14 protein-coding genes and 1 pseudogene are annotated in these 20466 nt (G+C 38.0%); 3 read left to right on the plus strand and 12 right to left on the minus strand.

Annotated elements, in window-relative coordinates:
• Positions 1–81: 81 nt before the first annotated feature.
• The 6 genes from I6E85_RS14895 to nirB form a co-directional block, all read right to left on the minus strand.
• Positions 82–1800 carry a GGDEF domain-containing response regulator gene (locus I6E85_RS14895; protein WP_024590938.1) on the minus strand — a complete coding sequence of 573 codons (1719 nt, stop codon included), beginning with the start codon at positions 1798–1800 and terminating at the stop codon, positions 82–84.
• A gap of 58 nt (positions 1801–1858) precedes the next feature.
• The gene (locus I6E85_RS14900) at positions 1859–3049 is read right to left on the minus strand and encodes an ATP-binding protein (protein WP_197237080.1); all 1191 of its coding nucleotides are present in this window, start codon (positions 3047–3049) and stop codon (positions 1859–1861) included.
• 278 nt (positions 3050–3327) lie between these two features.
• The gene (locus I6E85_RS14905) at positions 3328–4590 is read right to left on the minus strand and encodes a nitrate- and nitrite sensing domain-containing protein (protein WP_024590940.1); all 1263 of its coding nucleotides are present in this window, start codon (positions 4588–4590) and stop codon (positions 3328–3330) included.
• Positions 4591–4863: 273 nt separating this feature from the next.
• On the minus strand, positions 4864–5727 hold the full coding sequence (cobA, locus tag I6E85_RS14910; RefSeq protein ID WP_024590941.1) for a uroporphyrinogen-III C-methyltransferase: 864 nt from the start codon (positions 5725–5727) through the stop codon (positions 4864–4866).
• Between the two features lie 9 nt (positions 5728–5736).
• Positions 5737–6090 carry a nitrite reductase small subunit NirD gene (nirD, locus tag I6E85_RS14915; RefSeq protein ID WP_024590942.1) on the minus strand — a complete coding sequence of 118 codons (354 nt, stop codon included), beginning with the start codon at positions 6088–6090 and terminating at the stop codon, positions 5737–5739.
• Positions 6077–8650, minus strand: coding sequence for a nitrite reductase large subunit NirB (nirB, locus tag I6E85_RS14920; protein ID WP_024590943.1), 2574 nt, complete (start codon positions 8648–8650; stop codon positions 6077–6079). The genes nirD and nirB overlap by 14 nt, the downstream gene beginning before the upstream one ends.
• Positions 8651–9044: 394 nt before the next feature.
• On the opposite strand from nirB, the gene I6E85_RS14925 reads away from it, so the two are divergent.
• Positions 9045–11195, plus strand: coding sequence for a pyridoxamine 5'-phosphate oxidase family protein (locus I6E85_RS14925; RefSeq protein WP_024590944.1), 2151 nt, complete (start codon positions 9045–9047; stop codon positions 11193–11195).
• 99 nt (positions 11196–11294) lie between these two features.
• Here the strand turns inward: I6E85_RS14925 and I6E85_RS14930 are convergent, their stop codons facing one another.
• Both I6E85_RS14930 and I6E85_RS14935 read right to left on the minus strand, forming a co-directional pair.
• Positions 11295–12989: a HEPN domain-containing protein gene (locus I6E85_RS14930; protein ID WP_024590945.1), complete on the minus strand. Its 1695-nt coding sequence runs from the start codon at positions 12987–12989 to the stop codon at positions 11295–11297.
• A gap of 203 nt (positions 12990–13192) precedes the next feature.
• Positions 13193–13816 (minus strand): glutathione S-transferase, encoded by a 624-nt coding sequence (locus I6E85_RS14935; protein WP_024590946.1) that lies wholly within the window; start codon positions 13814–13816, stop codon positions 13193–13195.
• Between the two features lie 117 nt (positions 13817–13933).
• On the opposite strand from I6E85_RS14935, the gene I6E85_RS14940 reads away from it, so the two are divergent.
• On the plus strand, positions 13934–14851 hold the full coding sequence (locus I6E85_RS14940; protein WP_024590947.1) for a LysR family transcriptional regulator: 918 nt from the start codon (positions 13934–13936) through the stop codon (positions 14849–14851).
• Positions 14852–14938: 87 nt separating this feature from the next.
• On the opposite strand, the gene I6E85_RS14945 is transcribed toward I6E85_RS14940, so the two are convergent.
• From I6E85_RS14945 to I6E85_RS14955, 3 genes are all read right to left on the minus strand, one after another.
• Positions 14939–15790, minus strand: coding sequence for a universal stress protein (locus I6E85_RS14945; protein ID WP_024590948.1), 852 nt, complete (start codon positions 15788–15790; stop codon positions 14939–14941).
• 10 nt (positions 15791–15800) lie between these two features.
• Complete coding sequence (locus I6E85_RS14950; RefSeq protein ID WP_024590949.1) at positions 15801–17291, minus strand: SulP family inorganic anion transporter; 1491 nt, start codon at positions 17289–17291, stop codon at positions 15801–15803.
• Positions 17292–17562: 271 nt separating this feature from the next.
• A complete protein-coding gene (locus I6E85_RS14955; protein WP_024590950.1) occupies positions 17563–18291 on the minus strand; it encodes an NUDIX domain-containing protein in 729 nt (242 codons plus the stop codon).
• Between the two features lie 128 nt (positions 18292–18419).
• Between I6E85_RS14955 and I6E85_RS14960 the strand changes: the two are divergent.
• Positions 18420–19049: pseudogene (locus I6E85_RS14960) on the plus strand (MFS transporter); the annotation flags it as partial.
• 569 nt (positions 19050–19618) lie between these two features.
• On the opposite strand, the gene I6E85_RS14965 reads toward I6E85_RS14960, so the two are convergent.
• Positions 19619–20086 carry a hypothetical protein gene (locus tag I6E85_RS14965; RefSeq protein WP_024590952.1) on the minus strand — a complete coding sequence of 156 codons (468 nt, stop codon included), beginning with the start codon at positions 20084–20086 and terminating at the stop codon, positions 19619–19621.
• Positions 20087–20466: the final 380 nt, after the last annotated feature.

Raw genomic sequence — 20466 nt, forward strand, 5'->3', positions numbered from 1 at the left:
CAAACCAAAGGTTTTAGCTTAATTTTATACAGGTGTTTGATTTAAGCTTCAATTTTACAAAGGCTCAAAATAACCTATTTATTAAAGGCTTATTTTTTTACAATAGTCATCGAGCAGCAAATTAATTTCGTTTACAGGCATAGGCTTTGAAAAGAGAAAACCTTGTAAGTAGTCTATATTTAATTTTTTACATAGCTGATGCTGGGTTTCAGTTTCGATTCCTTCAGCTACCACAGAAAAATCTAGTTTTTTCAGCATTAAAGATAAGCTCTCGATTATTTTTAATCGCTTATTATTTTCTCCACTTAACGATTGCATGCTTTTGTCTAATTTTACTATATCAATAGGGTAGGAAATAAGGTGAGATATGGATGAGTAACCCATACCAAAATCGTCCAAAGCAATTCTAAACCCTTTGTTAGACAAATAGGTTAATATCTCAATCACTTCTTTACTGTTTTCCATAAAAGCTGTTTCTGTTATTTCTAGAATAATACTACTGGTTTTTAAATTGTATTTTTCGACTGTCTCTAATAGATACGTTTGTAAAACTTCTCTTTGCAACTGTATCGGTGAAATATTAATAGATAGAGTTAACGGCGTTTGGTAGTCTTTCTGCCACAAAGATAACTGCTTTAAAGCGCTCGCAATTATCCATTTTCCAAGGGGGGCTATTAATCGGCACTCTTCAGCAATAGGAATAAACTCATCGGGGGTATAATTAACGGTTGTATCTGGCCAACGGATCAGGGCTTCGACACCTGTCATTATTTGTGTTTTTGAACAGTAAACAGGTTGATAAAATAGCCTAAAGTTTTTTTCCTCTATGTGCTCTTTTATACTATTTTGAATATCTACCCGACGACTAAACTCATATTGATATTGCTCTTTGTAAAAGCTTATTCTACTTTTACCACTTTGCTTTGAGCGATACATTGCAATGTCAGCGCATTTTAGCAGTTCATGCGATTCAGTCGCATCATTTGGGTATAAGGCACTTCCTATACTAACACTGCAATTTAAAGTTCTGCCTTCATGCAAAAAGGGTTTAGAAACTTCAGCTAATATTCTATTTGCTATCATACCTATTTGATTAATGTTGCAAATCCCACCTATTATAACTGCAAATTCATCGCCTCCTAACCGTGCAAATCCTTCATTTTGCCTCAGGCAACTATGAATTCTTTCTACTGTTTGTATTAAAATTTCGTCGCCGACACTATGGCCAAGCGTATCATTAATATTTTTGAAGTTATCTAAATCTAAAGCAAGTAACGCCACGCAGTTTTTAGCACGTTTATTGTTAGCTATCATTACTTTTAGTATTTCTTCAAAATGATATCGATTAGACAAACCAGTAAGCTGATCCCGTTCTGCCATATGCTTTACAGCAAGATAACTGTTGTGAATACGTTGTTCTGCTTCGAAGCGTTTTTTGGCATATATAAGCGCTTTATTTAAACTATCCCTCGTTATATCACCTTTTGGTAAAAAGTCTTGAGCGCCGGCTTCTATACACTCAATAGCCAAAGCTGAATTTTCTGAGGAGCTAATCATGATAATTGCGGTGTTACCGAGTTTAGGCTTTGCACGCATTTCAATTAGCATTTCAATGCCATCTTCTTTAGGCATATTATAATCGAGTAGTATTATATCAAAGTGCTTGTTTTCAATGGCTTTCAAGCCCTCGGATACGCACGTTACCTCGGTAATGTCATGATGATGAGATCCATCAGAAATAAGCATTTTTTTAATTAATTTGCGATCAACTAAGTCATCATCAACAATTAAAATATTCATAAGTTCCTTCTAAGAGCAGCATCTACATGATGCTCGTTTATAATTGATAATTTCATAGTTAAACTTTGGGCCAAAAAATAGTGAATGTACTGCCAAGTTTCCCATCGGAGGCTACTTCAATTTTGCCTCCATAATTAATAATGAGCTTATTGGCAATACAGAGTCCAATGCCGCTCCCTTCAACATCATCTCGAGATTGCAATGTCTGAAATAACTTAAATATGAGTGAAAAATACTTAGGGTCAATTCCAGGGCCATTATCTTTTATTTCAATAATGTAATATTGATTAGAGGGGATAAGTGAAATGTCGATAACCGGGTGCTCTTTATTGTTATGTTTTATTGCATTACTAATAAGATTTTGAAAAACAGTTTTAAAAGGGAGCAGCGGTATATCGAGCACTTCGTTCTTGGCGTGTATGTAAACAGTGACAGTTTGTGGAACTTCCAAAATTTGTTCTACATTTTGGTAAATACTTTCTAAAGATATGTTTGCACGAGTTGAATCACAGCCATTTATTCTCGAGTAGCTTAGTAAATCTTCTAGTAGTACTTGCATTCTATTAGCTCGGCTGAGCACAAGCTGAAAGTTTTCTAGGTGCTCCTGAGGGAGTAAATCTTTGCAATCATCATAAACCCACTCTAATAAACGTTTTATAGCATTTAATGGTGACTTTAGATCGTGTGAAGCAATACTGGTAAATTCATCAAGTTCATCGCTCATTTTTTGTAATTTTTTGATTAGGCGATCTTTTTCAGTTTCGTCTTCTTTTAGCTCGCTAATTGTTGAGTGAAACTTAGAGCTGTTTATTTTATCTAATGAATTTTTACGTTGGACTAACTGATTAACAAAGTTTTTTTGTAAACTATTTAAGATTAATTGTTCTTTTTCGGTAAGTAGTGAATCACTTGCTCGCTCGAATACCAACCATCCAAACTTAAGGTTTGAGGGCAAAATAATAGGTGATACCACTCTAAATATTTTAGGATCATGCTCGATAATCGATTCATTAAAAACGTCATCAGATAGTTGCTCTTTAGCTACTGTTATTTTTAGACCTGATTTATATAGCTCGACAGCACGTTGAGGCAGGTTAGCAACAATAGAGATTGAGCTTGCATCAAAAATGTTTAAAATTAGCTCAGCAAAGCTTTTTAAGCTTGTTTGAATGTCATTATCAAGAGAAGTCGTTAATTGCTGCTCATCTATTAATGATACACCTTCTAAATAACTCTCTACATTGGGCATTCAAACTCCTACAACAGTATTAAATAAATATGCCTCATTAAAATGAGATGCAACAAATGATTAACTTATTGTAGTTGATTATTTTGAATGTGTTGAATTATTCACTTTATAAATTAACGCCAAATTAAAGCCTTACCTTATTATAGTCAGTAGCTTATGAATCTATTTTAAATAAGGTCAAACTAAGTCTGATCGTGAAGTTTATAACTGAATAAATAAGTATTATGTAGAGTAGTGTTCTTACTAAAGAGCAACATGCCCTAGTAAAAACAGCATATTTAATCGCTCATTTGTACAATTGTTTGCGCTACGCTAAATAAGGTTTTATGTGTATCCATTGCTTGTTTTTGTAGCTGTTTATGGGCTTGCTCTTCAGTGAGTTTTAACTGTTCAATAAGTATATATTTGGCTTGGTGAATTACCTTTTGCTCACTAATTACTTTTTTAGCGTCAAGTAACGCTTGGTTTATTTGTTTAATATGTTGGCTTTGCTCGATAATTAAATCGTACATACTTTTATTACTATTGAGCTTATCGGCCGCTATGTTTTGGCTTACTTCTGGCTCTGGTTGCTTAACGGCTAATTGGCCAAAAGTAGGGGCTATTTGTTGCTCTACCATATTGTTAAGTACCTGCTTATTTGTATTTAAGCTACGTTGAGCACAGGCTATTTGCATTGCTGCGGTATCAATTAACTGATCTGCTATATTTTGTTCAATTTTGTGCATTATATCTATGCGCGTAGTGGTTACTTCATACCATACTTCGCTCAGTTGTGAGAGCGGTTGAGCGTTCTCGTCATCGAGCTTTTGCAGTAAACTTCTAAGTTGCTCTACCTGATTATTAACCTGATGCGTTGTTAGTGTGCCAAAACATTTTAAAAGGTGCGCATCGGCGTACTCATTAAAAAAGTCAAAGCTGTGGTTTTGTTCTTGTACAAAATGCGCGAGTTGTTGTTTTTGCTCTGTGGTAAATTTACTCGCTGCAAATGCTTGTGCACCACAGGCACGCTCTTGTCCTGCGTATTCTTTACCTTGCATAAAGTTAAAAAAGGCAACTAATAAGCGCGTTATTTTGGGATCGCTTGCGCCATCTGCTGCCTCTAAAATAATATTGAGTAAACTAGCAATTAACTGAGTGAATGACTGCGTAGCATGTACCGCACTAATGTTTTGTTGTGCTATTTGCTTGCGCAATACCGGTAATGCATCGAGTGCTTGTAAGCTGTAGGTAATTAAATTAAATAACCGAGTATGGCCAGTATCGGCGTTGTCGTTTATAAATGTTTGTTTAAGAGAATCATAAAATGCAGTTTGTGCGCTGTCGCTTAAAGGGATTTGTTCTTGTAATTGGGTTTTAAATCGCTCTCGATTTGAGGCCAAAAATATATTACTCATTGCGCGTTCTTTTTGTAACTGATGTACAAAATCGCCTAATTTAGTAAGCGAGGCACAACTATTTTGTAATTGCTTTAGCGCGTGTATTTCTTGATATTTAGCCGCTAATAAAAACTGTTTTGTGAGAGGATTGCTTGTCGCCATAGGTATTATTCCACACTTTTTTGTTTTTAAAGTGCAACCACTGTTCCAATCATTAATAAGTTTCATCATTGAATTTAAAATCAAGCTAATACAATTGCTTAAAGTGTTGTTTTTGTTTGTCACTGTGTTTCTATAATTTAAATTACCATTACTTTTAACTTATTTGGTGCATTTAAACATGTTATTGCACACAACTTGAACCCAAATTAAAAACAAAAAAGCGCCTACTCCTGGGGAGGTAGTAAGCGCGAAAAGTGCATTATTCATTTTGTATCATGCGTTAACATTTACACTGTTTAATAACTCAGGGCTAATTGCCATTTTATGATTTATTACTTCGCCAATCATAATTAGGGTAGGGCCTTGAAGGTTGTGTTTAGCATGCTCATTTACTATTTTCTCAAGCGTACTGGTAATTACTTTTTGCTTAGTGGTAGTGGCATTCTCTATTAGTGCAATGGGTGTATTACTTGGCCAGCCCACTGATTGCAAACCGCAGCTTAGCGTTTGTAAGCGCGAAAGTCCCATATAAACCACTAAAGTGGGGTTGTTGTTTGCAGGCATAAACGCGTAATTTTGCCAATGAGGTTGCTTGTTAAGATCGGCAAACTGCGCCGTTAAAAATGTAACACTACGCGCTACATCGCGTGCAGTGAGCGGAATACCCGTATAAGCAGAAGTAGCACAAGCCGTTGTAACACCCGGAATAATAGCAAAATTAATATTATGCTTGGTAAGTGCATCGGCTTCTTCGTTAATACGTGCAAATATACTCGGATCACCGCCTTTTAAACGCACTACGTTTAAGCCTTGTTGCGCGTATTTAACCAGTAGTTCGCAAATGTTAGCTTGGGTCATCGAATGCTTACCAGCACGTTTACCTACAAATACACGCTGCGCTTTTTTAGGAAGCGTTTTTAATAAATCATCGCTTACTAACCAATCGTATAAAACAACATCGGCGGTATTAATTAAACGCTGCGCTTTTACCGTAATTAGCTCTGCGTCTCCTGGGCCCGCACCAATTATATAAACGTTGCCGCTTTTAGCACTGCGATCATTTGAGCTTGTTAGCTTAGTAACAAGCTTATTTAGCCACACGTTTTCAATACCCGAAAAATAAGACAGTACACTCATAATATTCCCCTAAGCCACAGCTGTTGTAACTTTTGGTTCAGAGCTTATAAATACACTGCCGTCTTCAATTTTTGCATTAAAAACCGGTAAGTGTATTGCTTCTGCTTCTAAACATTCGCCTGTTTCTAGGCAAAAGTGTTGCTTATATAAAGGCGATGCGACAACTAATTTATTGTCGGTTGAGCCAATAATGCCACGCGATAATACATTGGCTTTGCCAATCGGGTCGTAGTTGCTAATGGCAAACACAGCCATTGGATTTTGTGGAATGTAAAAAATAGCCACTTGCTGATTATTAACTAATGCGCATACGCCGCTATTAGCTACTAGGTTGTCGATTGTTCCAATATTATGCCAAGACATCAGCTTGCTCCTCTTCAACTTCCATTACTGGAATACGGTTTTGTGTATTACGTTGCTCACGCTTTTCGGCTTCTGTAGCAGGGCGGATTTGGTTACGCTCTTGCACAAACAAAATGTTGTCGTCGGTTTCGGGGCTATTAATAAACTGGCGGAATCGTTTGGCTGCATCTGGGCTTTCAATCGCTTTTTTCCACTCACAGGCATAGGTTTGTGTAATTAATTCCATTTGCGCTTCTAGCTCGTCGCAAATGCCTAAGCTGTCGTCAATGACTACGCTTTTAAGGTAGTCTAAACCGCCTTCAAGATTTTCCATCCATACCGACGTACGTTGTAATTTGTCAGCTGTTTTTATGTAAAACATAATCACGCGGTCAATGTATTTGATCAGTGTTGGCGTGTCTAAATCGGTCGCAAATAAATCAGCATGGCGAGGGCGCATACCGCCATTACCACACACGTATAAGTTCCAGCCGTTTTCGGTAGCTATAATGCCAATATCTTTACTTTGTGCTTCGGCGCATTCGCGGGTACAACCCGATACCGCCATTTTAAATTTATGCGGCGCACGTAACCCTTTGTAGCGGTTTTCTATTTCTATTGCGTGTCCAACGCTGTCTTGCACACCATAACGACACCACGTACTACCCACACACGATTTAACGGTTCTAAGAGACTTACCATAGGCATGACCGGTCTCAAATCCGGCTTCTATAAGTCGCTCCCAAATAACAGGAAGCTCTTCTAAGCGCGCACCAAACAAATCAATACGTTGACCGCCAGTGACTTTGCAGTACAGGTTAAAGTCTTTTGCTACTTGTCCAATTACAATGAGTTTGTCGGGTGTTATTTCGCCACCAGCAATACGTGGTACTACAGAGTACGAACCATCTTTTTGCATGTTTGCTAGGTACGTATCGTTAGTATCTTGCAAGCCAACATGAGCGGGCTCTAAAATGAAGTCGTTCCATGTTGAGGCTAAAATAGAGCCAATGGCAGGTTTACATATTTCACAGCCATGACCGCTGCCGTGTTTAGCTAGTAAGCCATCAAAGCTTTTAATGCTTTCTACTTTTACCATGTGCAGTAGTTCTTGGCGTGAATACGCAAAGTGCTCACATACATGGTTGTTAACTTCAACACCGCGGCTTGCTAATTCGTTATCAACAACAGATTTCAATAACGCAGCACAACCACCACAGCCGCTTGCTGCTTTAGTGCATGATTTCACCGATGCTAAATCGCATGAGCCGCCATCAATCGCACCTACAATGTCGCCTTTACTCACATTGTGACACGAACAAATAGTGGCTGTGTCGGGTAGGGCACTGCCCGATAACGACGGCGCGCCGCCGCTATCTGGTAAAATTAAACACTCAGGGTTTTCTGGTAAGTCCATGTCGTTAAGCATGTACTGTAATAAAGTATCGTAGTCGCTGGTATCGCCAACAAGTACAGCGCCCAGTAATTTGTCGCCTTTTTCACTTAGTATGATTTTTTTATAACAGCCGCGAATAGCGTCTTGGTATATAAGTTCTTTACAGTCTGGCGTTTTTGCATGAGCGTCGCCAATTGAGCCTACTTCTACGCCTAACAACTTAAGTTTAGTGCTCATGTCGGCACCTAAAAACTCAAGCTCGCCACCACTTAATTGGCTCGCTGCAACGCGCGCCATGTTGTAACCCGGTGCTACTAAGCCAAATAGTTTTTTGTCCCACAGGGCACATTCACCAATGGCTAAAATATCAGGATCTGACGTTTGGCATTGGTTATTAATAATAATACCGCCGCGCTCACCGAGTTCTAAATCAGCAATTTTGCCTAGTTGGTCGTACGGGCGAATACCGGCAGAGAACAAAATCAGATCTGTTTCTAAAAATGATTCGTCCGAAAAATTTAATCTAAAGCGACTGGTTTCGCCTTTTACTATTTCGCTGGTTGCTTTTGATATGTGTACTGTTACGCCAAGTTTTTCTATTTTATTTTTTAGTAGCGTACCGCCTTGTCCATCAAGTTGAACAGCCATAAGTTGTGGTGCAAATTCAACTACGTGGGTATCAAGCCCTAGTTGCTTGATGGCATTTGCGGCTTCAAGCCCCAACAAACCTCCGCCAATAACAACACCGCTTTTACTTACAGCGGCACTGGCTTTTATTTGTTCTAAATCTTCTAATGTGCGATACACCAAACAATGGGGTTGGTCGTTACCTTTTATAGGCGGCACAAACGGAAACGAACCTGTAGCGAGTATAAGTTTGTCGTATGGGTATTGCTCACCGGTTAATGTGGTCACTATTTTTGCTGATCTATCAATGCCTTCAACCCACTGGCTGGTATGCACATTAATATTAAGCTGTTTGTAGTTGTCGTGAGTTGTTAGTGCTAAATCGGCGGCGGTTTTGCCATCAAATACACTTGATAAGTACACGCGATCGTATGCAAGATTTGCTTCTCCGCAAAGTACAGTAATGTCTGCGTTGGCATCGCTTTGGCGCATTTGCTCAACAAAGTGGTGTCCGACCATACCATTACCAATAATGAGTATTTTTTGCGAGGTTTGCATAGGGCATTCCTTAAAGTGACGGTTTAAATACAATTAACAAAAAAGCCCGCCACAAATACGCAATATGCATAACTGTGTGCGGGCTTCTTTGCCGATGGTTGCTAATAGCTATTGTGCTCACAACCTAAATTTTTGCCGTAAGTAAAACGGGCTTGTTAATAGAATGTTTGCAAAAATACAGCCAATTTTTTAAGTTATTGTTTAAATAGTATTTAATGTATTTTTAGAGTGAGAATAAAACCTATTTTGTTATATGTTGGTGCGCGCATGGCACTAAGAGGGTGCAAGTATTGTCATTGTTTTGTGCATTATCAGTCAATAAAACACCCATTATCATTCATTGTGTATTGAGTTAAATTTACCCCATGAAATACGCACACGAATTACGAGCAAAATGACTAACACAAACTCAATAGATGCTTCACCTTTTCACGAAGGCGAGCTGGCAATACAAGACAAACTCGGTAAACGAGAAATAATGGCAACATTTGGCAAACGTGCCGTGCGCTCATTTATGCCAAAGCAGCATCAAGCCTTTTTTGAGCAGTTACCATTTGTGGTTGCAGGCAGTGTTGATGAAAACGCCGATGTGTGGGTATCTATTGTTTCAGGGCCGTCAGGCTTTTTAAGCTCACCCACACCCACGTCGTTATTAATGAGGCACGCGGTTGATAAAAACGACCCTCTACATAACACATTAAAGATTGCCGGCTCGCCAATTGGTTTGTTAGGCATTGAGCTAAGTACGCGTAGGCGTAACCGTTTAAATGTGCGCGTAGGTGAGGTAATTAGTGATAATCAGGTGAGTTTTAGTGTTGATCAATCCTTTGGAAATTGCCCGCAGTATATTCAAACGCGAGACTTAACGTTTAATAGAGATCCTCTACTTAAAAGTAATGCGGTACAAAAAGTTGAATTTAATACACTTGATAACGCAGCCAGTACGTTAATTGACACCACCGATACGTTTTTTGTTTCAAGCTTTATAACCGCTAAAAACAATCCAAAAATTGAAGGTGTTGATGTTTCTCACCGTGGTGGATTGCCGGGTTTTGTAAAGCGAGAAGGTAACACATTAACGATTCCTGATTACGCAGGTAATAATTTTTTTAATACCTTGGGTAACTTTTTATTAAACCCAAAAGCAGGTTTGTTATTTCCTGATTTTGACACGGGTAATGTATTAATGCTTACCGGCAGCGTTGAAATTTTATGGGACGGGCACCCAGAACTTGAAGGCTTTATTGGCGCAGACCGAGGCTGGAAATTTACCCTCACTAAAGGAATGTGGCTTAAAAATTTACTCCCGTTTAGTGCTAAATTTGATGCTTATTCCCCTAACACTAAAATGACGGGCACGTGGCTTGAGGCTGATAAAAACAAACAAGCCGAAAAACTAAAACATACTTGGCAGCCTTTTAAAGTAACTAAAATAATTAAAGAAAGTAATGTAATTACCTCCTTTTATTTAGAAGGGCATAACAATATAACCTTGTTACCGTTTAAAGCAGGGCAGCATTTAACCGTACAAATACCAAGTAAAAGTAGTAGTAATAACAGTAACAGCAAACCTGTTATTAGAACCTACACCGTTTCATCAAGCCCTCATGAACTCTTTTATCGGTTATCTATTAAAAAAGAGCTCAGTGGCGAGGTGTCTAACTACTTTCATAATAACGTAAATGTAGGCGACGTTATTTTAGCTAAATACCCACAAGGGCAGTTTTTTATTGACCCAACTAGTACCAAACCAGCGGTACTAATTGGTGGCGGAATAGGTATTACACCTATGATCTCAATGGCTAAACATATTGCACACGAAGGGTTAAGAACCCGCTATACACGCCCTTTGCATATTTTTCACAGTGCTAAAAATAAACAGCAGCGTGCGTTTTATAACGAGCTAAAAACACTTGCAGATACGAGTGTCGGGGCAATTGATTACTACTCACTTTTATCGCAGCCTGAGCTTGATGAAAAGCAAGGCAATGGCTCTAATTTAAAAGATGAGAGCTTTAACTTAAAAGACGAAAGCTTTGATTTAAAAGGGCGCATAAATGCGGATGTGTTTAGGTATTATTTACCACTTGATGATTACGAGTTCTTTTTATGCGGACCTGCTGCGTTTATGCAACACGTATATAACGAGCTGTTATTGCTCGGTGTGCAGGATAAAAATATATTTGCTGAAGCATTTGGACCCTCCAGTATTAAGCGCAAAGTGCTTAACACAAGCGAAGCGCCTAATAAAAGCAAAGAGATTAGCACTGAGGAAGCCGACAACACTGTAATTAAATTCAGTAAATCGGGCTTTGAACAACGCTGGAATAAAGGCGATAACACTATACTTAATGTAGCCGAATCCCATGGTTTAGAACCTGAATTTGGCTGTCGAAACGGTAGCTGCGGCAGTTGCGCCGTAAGAATAAATGCAGGCGCTGTGGTTTATCGCAATAACGTAAGTTACCCAGCAGAAACAGGCCAGGCGCTTATTTGCTGCGCCGTACCTGCTAAAGGCATTGAGGAGCTTGATTTAGAGCTGTAGTTTTTTTCAAAATATAAATCTTCAGCTTTTATCATTGTAGGGCAATAAAGGCTCACTATTGATACAAAATAAACGTGTGATTGCAGTACATTCTTGCCTCTAACGAATACTATAACTTCTTAACTTTTTCGGGGTATCAACAATGATTACACCATGTAGTCTATGGTTTTTCTGTTTGTGTGTAATGTATGCATTACCAGTGTATTTAGCTTCTAATTTCGGATTTTCTAGCAAGGTTTGCACGTATTCATCTAGGCTCCTTATTTGCCTATCTGCAGAGTTTTTAGCAGTAAAATAGTTCGATAGTTTAGTTGTGTACTCTTTATGTATTTCGTAAAGATTTTCATTCCGCGCTAGAACAAGATATGTTCTTAGTTTAGATGACACATCATTAAACACTGATTCTGAAACAGGTAAAGTAATTGCTTGATTTAGTTTGGTATCAAGTTTAAATTCATTTTTATCGCAGTTCACAACTAACTGATTAAATGTATAAGAAATAATTTTGAGGAAGTTACTATCAGATATACCTAAATCCTTGTATATCAGGTAAATAACCAACATCCTTAATTTCCAGTATATTCCGCTTACTTCTTCTGTAGTGTATATTTCTGGTTGACCATGAGCAGCTCTATCTCTAACGTCCTTAATAACTTTCAGATCCTTTGTTGAAATAAATATCTCTGTAACGTACTTACCCACGTGATTCAGGTACTTTTTAACTTTTTGTATATAAGTTGTAGCAGAGCTATTAGGTAAGAGTTTTTTAAGTACTTCAACGTTACTCAAATCAGCCAAGATATCTTTTGAAAAAGTTTTGACTAGCTCTGAATCCTCAGAGATCAAGCCTGTAAGTCTATTCGTTAGTTCTGTGTACTCATCTTCATCAAGCTTGGTATCAAGATTGAGTTGATGTAACTTGTGGCTGCAATACTTTTCGAGAATGGAAGCATAGAGCATGGTTTCATACTCTAGAACTCCATTGAAATTGTATAAAGGGACTGTTCGTGACCAAATGTCCTCAAATTCAAACGTGTTTTTTTCAAAATATGACTCACAAATTTTTACGAAATTTTCTCTTAATTGTGCTGCTAGCATGAAGCCGTTTGGGTATGATAGGTCGTGTTCGGATGTATCTTTAACTGACGGAGTGTATAGAGTTCCTGTATTTTCACCATCAGAAACTTCGATTTTAGATACTTTGATTGGAAACCCTGTAATCCAAGTAAAAAGATTTTTAGACTTATACAAATACTTTTCTATTTCACTAAAAGTAATGGTGTTTTCAAATTCAAAAACTAGAGTCATGGAGCTTGTGAACTGAAAGCCATCTTTGGTTGATGTATCAGAAAGTTGATAGTTTTGATGCAATCCAACCTTGATGGTTTGATCACTATTTAATATTGTTGCTTCCATTGGCTCTATAGTGATATTTCCACTCAAGTCACCATTTTGTTCTAGATTTTTTGAAATTTCGTTGTTGAAATACGCAGCTAGTTCAGGGAATGTGAAGTATACTTTTTTTAGGTTAGTTGCTTTTGCTTTACCTGAATATATATATCGAAATAGCTTAGATGATTGCCCGCCAGAATTAATAGCACCTGACAACAGGTACCTTGGAGTTCGTTGCTCAGTATAATCCTCTACCTGAATTTCATCTTCTTTATATTCATAAAAATGATTGCTAACATGAGTTAATAAAGGCATTTTGCCGTAGTTAAGCTTAAGTTTGAAGTATTCACCTTCGGTATTTCGAACGTTTAATTCTAAATCTTTAGTTAGTAGTAAATCCAAAATTCATCCCGTATCCAACAATATACATAAGTATCTTACCGAACTTTTTCTCTTTAGCTATCCATTTCCGAGAGTTATAGTGGTAAGCAATCGCATTTGGCTGCGCATAATAAGTTGTAATAAGTAATTTTGCTTTGTTAGCTCAGTAACGCACAAAAAAGAGGCTTAATAGCCTCTTATAAAACAGTATTAAAAACTTAAAACTAAGCGAGTAAACCCGCTTTTGTTTCAGGCATTGCTATATAGCCATCAAGTTTACGAACGTTGCTTAACCATCTTAGAATATTTGGGTATTCACTAAGTGATACGCCGCCCTCTGGTGCGTGCGCTATGTAAGAAAAGTTGGCAATGTCGGCAATAGTTGGTTGAGTGCCTACTAAGTACTCGCGATTTTGTAAGTATGCATCCATTGTTTTAAATAATGTATGGGCAATATTTATCGCGTTTTGATGATCAAGCTCTGCGCCAAATACAGTGACTAAACGAGCTGCACACGGACCTGAAGCCACAAGCCCTGCAGCAACGCTCAACCAGCGCTGAATGTGCGCTTGAACAGTTACATCTTCAGGGTACCAGGTTCTGTTAGCATCAAATTTTTGTGCCAAATACAGCAAAATAGCGTTTGAATCGTTAATAATGTCATCGTTATGTTTAAGTACCGGGACTTGCCCAAAAATATTCATTTTTAGAAAGTCAGCTTGCTTTTGTGCGCCGTTTTGCAGTGCCACATCAACCATATTTACATCAAGCTTTAAAAGCGATGCAAATAACTCTGCACGATGTGAATGACCAGATAAAGTAAAACGGTATAGCGTTAGGTTGCTCATGGGTTGTCCTGTTTTTTAATTTTGAATAGTGATTTTTAATAACGCTATTCTTTCACTATTATCAGTATTGAAAAACCGAGCTAGTAAGGAATAAATGTCAATGCTATATTGACAATCATGGATACTATTATTGGCATTAAAACAATCATAGCGGTTGTTGAAACAGGCTCTTTTACAGCCGCAGGCGATAGACTAGGGCTTTCAAAGGCACTGGTTAGTAAATACGTGGGCATTGTAGAGCAAGACTTAGGGGTTAGATTATTTAACCGCTCCACGCGCAGAATTTCGATTACCGAGGCGGGGCAAAGTTATTACGCAAGCGTAGTGCCTGTAATTGAAAGCTACAGCGAAATGCTCGATAACTTATCGGGTCAAACAGCGCTTGCTAGCGGCAAGCTTAGGGTGAGTGCGCCGGTGTCGTTTGGCGAATCAAATCTTGCGCCGTTAATGCCTGAGTTACTGAGCCGCTACCCTGATTTAAGTATTGATTTAGTGCTTTCAGACAAAACAATTGATTTGCTAGAAGAGGGGGTTGATTTAGCAATAAGAATTGGCAGTGTGTCTGACTCTAATTTAATTGCACGGCAAATTACCAGTTACCCTTTAATTTTATGTGCATCAGCCGAATACATTCAGCGTTTTGGCGCACCAATGAGTGTTGATGAGCTTGAGCAACACGCTACGGTGATTGATAGCAACTTTAAAATAGGTCGCCATTGGCCTCTAGTTTCACCAAGTGGTGAGGCATTAACGGCAAGCGTAAACTCGCGTGTTTCGGTTAATAATCCACAAGCTGTAAAAGAGGTGGTTGTAGCGGGTGGCGGTATTGGCTTAATCCCTGAAATAGTGGTGAGAGACGATATTGCATCGGGTAAGCTTGTACAGGTTATGCGGGACTATAAAACCTTTGAGTTTGGCTTATTTGCTATTTATCCGCATAGAAAGTTTGTGGCTCAAAAGGTTACGTCGTTTGTTCAGTTTTTATTTGAAAAGTTTGAAGCTAAGCCAAAAACAAAAAAGCCTAAAATCAGTTAAGTGATTTTAGGCCTTTTAAAGTAGGTCATTAAAATATCATTTAAAACAGGTGCTTACTTTAAAGTGGTGCTTACTTAAAACAACCACTTACTTTAATATAATAACTGGCACATCGTTGTTTTCGAGCATTTTAATGGTATTACTGCCCACAAAAAACTGCCTTAACTTAGAATGCCCAAAAGCCCCCATAACAATCAAATCAATGTTATTTTGTTCTTTGTATTGCATTAACGAGTCAAAAATATTGCCCTCTAAAAAGCTTGCAGACACTTCAAAACCCATACTACTGAGTTTAAATTGAGCGTTAAGAAACTTCTCTTCTAAGTTCTTCTCATTATTATTAATACTCACTAAATGACAATGAAGCCCATGTAATAAACCACCATCAATAACTTGTTGCAGTGCTTTGTCGGCTGTTTCGCGACCATCGTACGCAATCATAAATGATTCAGGCTGCTTAAACTTTCTAGAAATAAGCAATATTGGTTGCGAGGCGCTACGCACGAGCGTTTCGATGTGTGAACCAAGTGCATTTAAATCAACACGATGATCAACACCATTTCGACCAATAACGATTAAGCGAGTATCATCTTTAAAATCAATAATAGCGTCGATTACATCACCGTGACGTTTAATTAATTCATAGTTTTGAATATGAGCAATTTTTGCTTGTACAGCAACCGAGTCGAGTAATTTATCTGCTAGTTTTAAAGAAACTTTACTACGATGTTCATCGAGTTTTGTCATTTCTTCAAGCAAAGCCGATTGGGCACCTAAACCAATCGTACCGGTGTAGTTACCTACATTAGTTTGTTGTATTTTTTCAAGCATATGTATAAAGCTAATTGATTTATCTAACTTTTTTGAAGCCCAAATAGCAGCTTCGGTTACAGCGTGTGTAATGACAGAGCCATCGATACAGGTAATTATTTTTTTCATTACATTCTCCTTAATGACCGCCAAGTAGTTTATCGACTTCTTTAGGGTCGTTATGTACGCCAAACTTATCAACAACTGTTTCGGTTGCGCTATTCATACCAACAATATTAACTGTTGCACCTTCGCGTCTAAATTTAATAACCACCTTATCGAGTGACGATACACCGGTTATATCCCAAAAATGTGCATGGGTTAAATCTATAACAACATTTGTTACCGCACTTTTAAAATCGAACGACGCTATAAACTGCTCTGCTGAGGCAAAAAATACCTGACCTACAACTTCATAAGTTACTAGGTTTTTAGTTTCATCGTGCTTAGTTGTAACAACCATAAAGCGACCAATTTTGTTCGCAAAAAACAACGTAGCTAACAACACGCCAACTAAAACGCCAATGGCTAGGTTATGCGTCGCAACAACCACAATAACGGTGGAAATCATCACTACGTTTGACGAAAGCGGGTTCTTTTTTAAATCTTTAACTGATGCCCACGAAAACGTACCAATCGATACCATAATCATTACTGCAACTAATGCCGCCATAGGAATTAAACGCAGCCACTCATCTAAAAACACCACCATGATGATTAAAAATAAACCAGCAATAAAGGTTGAAAGTCGTCCACGACCGCCCGATTTAACGTTAATAATTGATTGCCCAATCATGGCGCAACCCGCCATACCACCAAATAAACCTGCGCCAATATTTGCAATACCTTGACCTTTACACTCTTTATTGCGATCGCTCGTTGTATCGGTTAAGTCATCAACAATAGTGGCGGTCATCATCGATTCAAGTAAGCCCACAACAGCAAGACCAATCGAATACGGTAATACAATTTGCAGCGTTTCGAGTGTTAGCGGTACATCAGGCCATAAAAATATAGGTAGGGTGTCTGGCAGTTCGCCCATGTCGCCAACGGTTCTTATATCAAGCCCTAAAAACAGTGCAAGTAAGGTAATAACAACAATACACACTAAAGGGGAGGGAAGGATTTTGCCAATTGTTGGAATATACGGAAATAAGTAAATAATACCCAAACCCGCTGCAGTCATCGCATAAACATGCCAAGTAACATTAGTCAGCTCAGGTAACTGCGCCATAAATATTAAAATCGCCAGTGCGTTTACAAACCCTGTTACAACAGAGCGCGATACAAACCGCATTAACTCACCGAGCTTTAAAAAGCCTGCAAATATTTGTAGTACACCGGTGAGTAAGGTAGCAACCAGTAAGTATTCCAGACCATGATCTTTAACCAGCGTCACCATTAACAGTGCCATTGCACCGGTAGCAGCCGATATCATGCCAGGGCGTCCGCCTACAAAGGCAATAATAACCGCAATACAAAATGAGGCATATAAACCCACTTTAGGATCAACACCCGCAATAATAGAAAAGGCAATAGCTTCAGGTATTAGGGCAAGCGCCACAACAATACCAGCAAGCACATCACCACGAACATTAGAGAGCCAATCTCTTTTTACGTGATCAAACATGTAATAAACCTAATTAGTTAGTTTCCCAAAGTATAGGGGAGTATTTTATTTAAATAACAATGATTCTCGCGCAGATGGCGATTAAGGTTGCACGCAACGTGCTGATGAAAAAGGGAGTGGTTGCCTAGGGCGGCGTAAGTTTCAAGTAAAAAGCTCCTTTTTGATTAGTTTATATTAATAATGCAAACGAATTAAAGGTATCACATATATATTAGCAATATGCTGTTTTGCCTTAAAGACCAAACTTTAATCCAATAATGTTTTTGAATATTTAAAACTCAAACGTAAAACCAAACTCTTTTAATTTTTCGTACACGTTTATGTCAAAACGATAAAGCGTTGCGGCTCTGTGAGCTACATTTGTTTGTTTTTCTTTGCAGTTTATTAGTAAGTTCATTTTTTGAAACTTACGTCTAAAGTTAGGTTTATCGAGTGATTTATTTAAAATCGACTCGTAAATTCCTTGTAGCTCAAGCAGGGTAAATTTTTCAGGGAGCAGGCTAAAACCAATCGGCTCGTGTCTTACTTTGTAGCGTAAGTAGTCTAAGCCACTTTTTAAAATATCGGCATGGTCAAACATTAAAGCCGGTACACTATTTACATCAAACCATTCACATTCTAAAGCATTGTCGCCGCTCACAAGGTTGGTTTCTTCAAAGCGAACGAGCGAATAATAAACAATAGTAATAATGCGTCTAGCAGGGTAGCGGTCTACGTTACCAAAAGCACCTAACTGATCTAAGTACAGGTTTTCAACACCGGTCGTACTTTTAACAACACGCAGAGCTGCAAGGTCTAAGTTTTCATCTTTACGAACCCAATGACCAATTAAACCCCATTGGCTTGTTGCAAGGCCCCGATTATATTTAACCAGCAACACCTTTAACTTACCTTCATGAATAGCAAATACAATATTATCTACGGTTAGATTGCTAATGCAGTCATCAGGAATCGATTCTTCGTCAATGTTGTTAGAAATGTTTGATGTTTTATAGTGCATAAATTACTCAGAAAAAGCTATACGAAGATATTGTTATAAAGACTATTAAGGGTATATAAAAGGTGGGTAAAGCGCAAATAAAAAGCTTTTATAATTCCTATTTAAAACAATCAGATAAACCTAAAAAACGTTTACGCCCCATTGTTTGGATAGGAATTGGCTTAGCTACATTTCAGCAATTAGTCGGCATTAACGTTGTTTTTTACTACGGCGCGGTACTTTGGCAAGCAGCCGGTTTTACTGAATCTGACGCGTTACTCATTAATATAATAAGCGGCTTTGTAAGTATTTTAGCGGTGTTTATTACCATGTATTTTATAGACACAATTGGCAGAAAACCTTTTTTGTTAACCGGCTCAATTGGTATGACGGTGACACTTTCGGTTATTGTTTATGCCTTTTTAAACGCAGATATTGGCTCAACAGGTAATTTAGAGCTAGGAGAGCAGGGCATAGTTGCTTTAATAGCCGCTAACGCTTACGTGTTCTTTTTTAACCTATCGTGGGGCCCTGTAATGTGGGTTATGTTAGGCGAAATGTTCCCTAACCAAATTCGCGGCTCTGGCCTTGCAGTTACCGGCTTTGCCCAGTGGATAGCTAACTTTTTAATTACCTGGTCGTTCCCTGTCATGCTCACCGGTATAGGTTTAGCAGGGGCTTATGGTTTTTACGCATTTTGCGCGTTTGTTTCAGTTATATTTGTATTTAAGTTTTTACACGAAACCAAAGGCAAAGAGCTTGAACAAATGAAAGGGTAAATATTATCCCTTTAATAAGCGCCAAAACTAAAGCAATAGAACTAGAATAATAGAACTAAAGCAATAGTTTTGGAGTTGTTAGACTGCTTCACTCGTTAAGCTTTCTTTTTACTAAACCCAAACACTTTATAAACTCGCAGCAACTATCTCATTTCTCAATAGTTAAATTATTAATGCATTTAAGTAAAGTGTGAGTCGCTTGTTCAATATCACGATTTGTAATAGCGTTTAACATCATTTTTTAAACTTTTATTATTTCGATTTAAGCTGCCTTCATCGACGTCTTCCTTTGGTTTTTAACTGGATTATCAACTTTCGACCATGTTGTGAAAATGAATAATATTAGACGTGACGTAGTTTTTGTAAAAAGACGTAGTTGCGCAGTTTGTGTAATAAGCAACTAAAAAGCAAATACAGCTGATAGTCTGCAGTGAGCGAGAAGCAGACGGTCGGTTAAACTCGTTTTTGGACAAAACTGAGTTACGAAAGTAATGTGGCGAGATAACTTTTAGATTAGAAAATCTATTGTAACGTTGAACTGAGGTTACTCTTACCTCGCCAATATCTTTTTAGGTTATCATGCCCACTAAACCTATAACTATCGGAACACATAATATTACAGCACTAAACAATGCGATATTTTTAGTACTTTTAGCTATACCCAAACTATCTACTTCACGCAGTGCTTTGCTTTCTATCATTGCATCCTCTTCTTTCGAAAGCCATTGTTTAACCAAGGCTTGTTCAAAATCTTTGTAATTACTTGATTCACATTTTTTTTGAACTAAAGAATACCCTTCAGTCTTTAACTGCTCAAAAAGAGAACATTTAAACTCCTTAATAGCTTCCTCTTCTACACTTGTATCTTTTACGGAAATATATCCATTTTTAATTCTTCTTAGGATTCCTGGCTGTATCTTTAAAGCCATCCACTGACGAATATCTAGCGGGTTTTCACCATCCTTAATGGTGATTTCTCCCTCTGACGTTTTTACTACATTTGCCGCGGCTGCTTTATAAATTATAGTAACTATCATCAAGTACCATCCTCAAATATTTAAGTTTTGATTTTCTAAGTATACCTAAAAAAGAGTCTATTACAAATGAAGTTTCGATATAAGGCTTTGAATAATAAGCAAAAATTCGGTGTTGCGGTATTGCGTTATCGTTTATCTTGGTACGTATTCGTTATCGCCAATATTGCTTGAAGTTCACATCTAAGTTTTGGGCTGATTATAGATGTAAATAAAATTGTCTCTAAATATGGCAATTAACATTAGTTGAAATAGGGCTTAACCTAGCTAAGCAGAATGCAGCTGAGTACATGCCCTGAATGATAATGGGGCAGAAACGAGTTACGACTGATAGCACTAAGCTGAATTTCGGCAAAGAACGAATAGCGGTCATTGTGATTGGC

It is taken from the genome of Pseudoalteromonas sp. NZS71, from assembly GCF_015864715.1.
Classification (GTDB): domain Bacteria; phylum Pseudomonadota; class Gammaproteobacteria; order Enterobacterales; family Alteromonadaceae; genus Pseudoalteromonas; species Pseudoalteromonas arctica.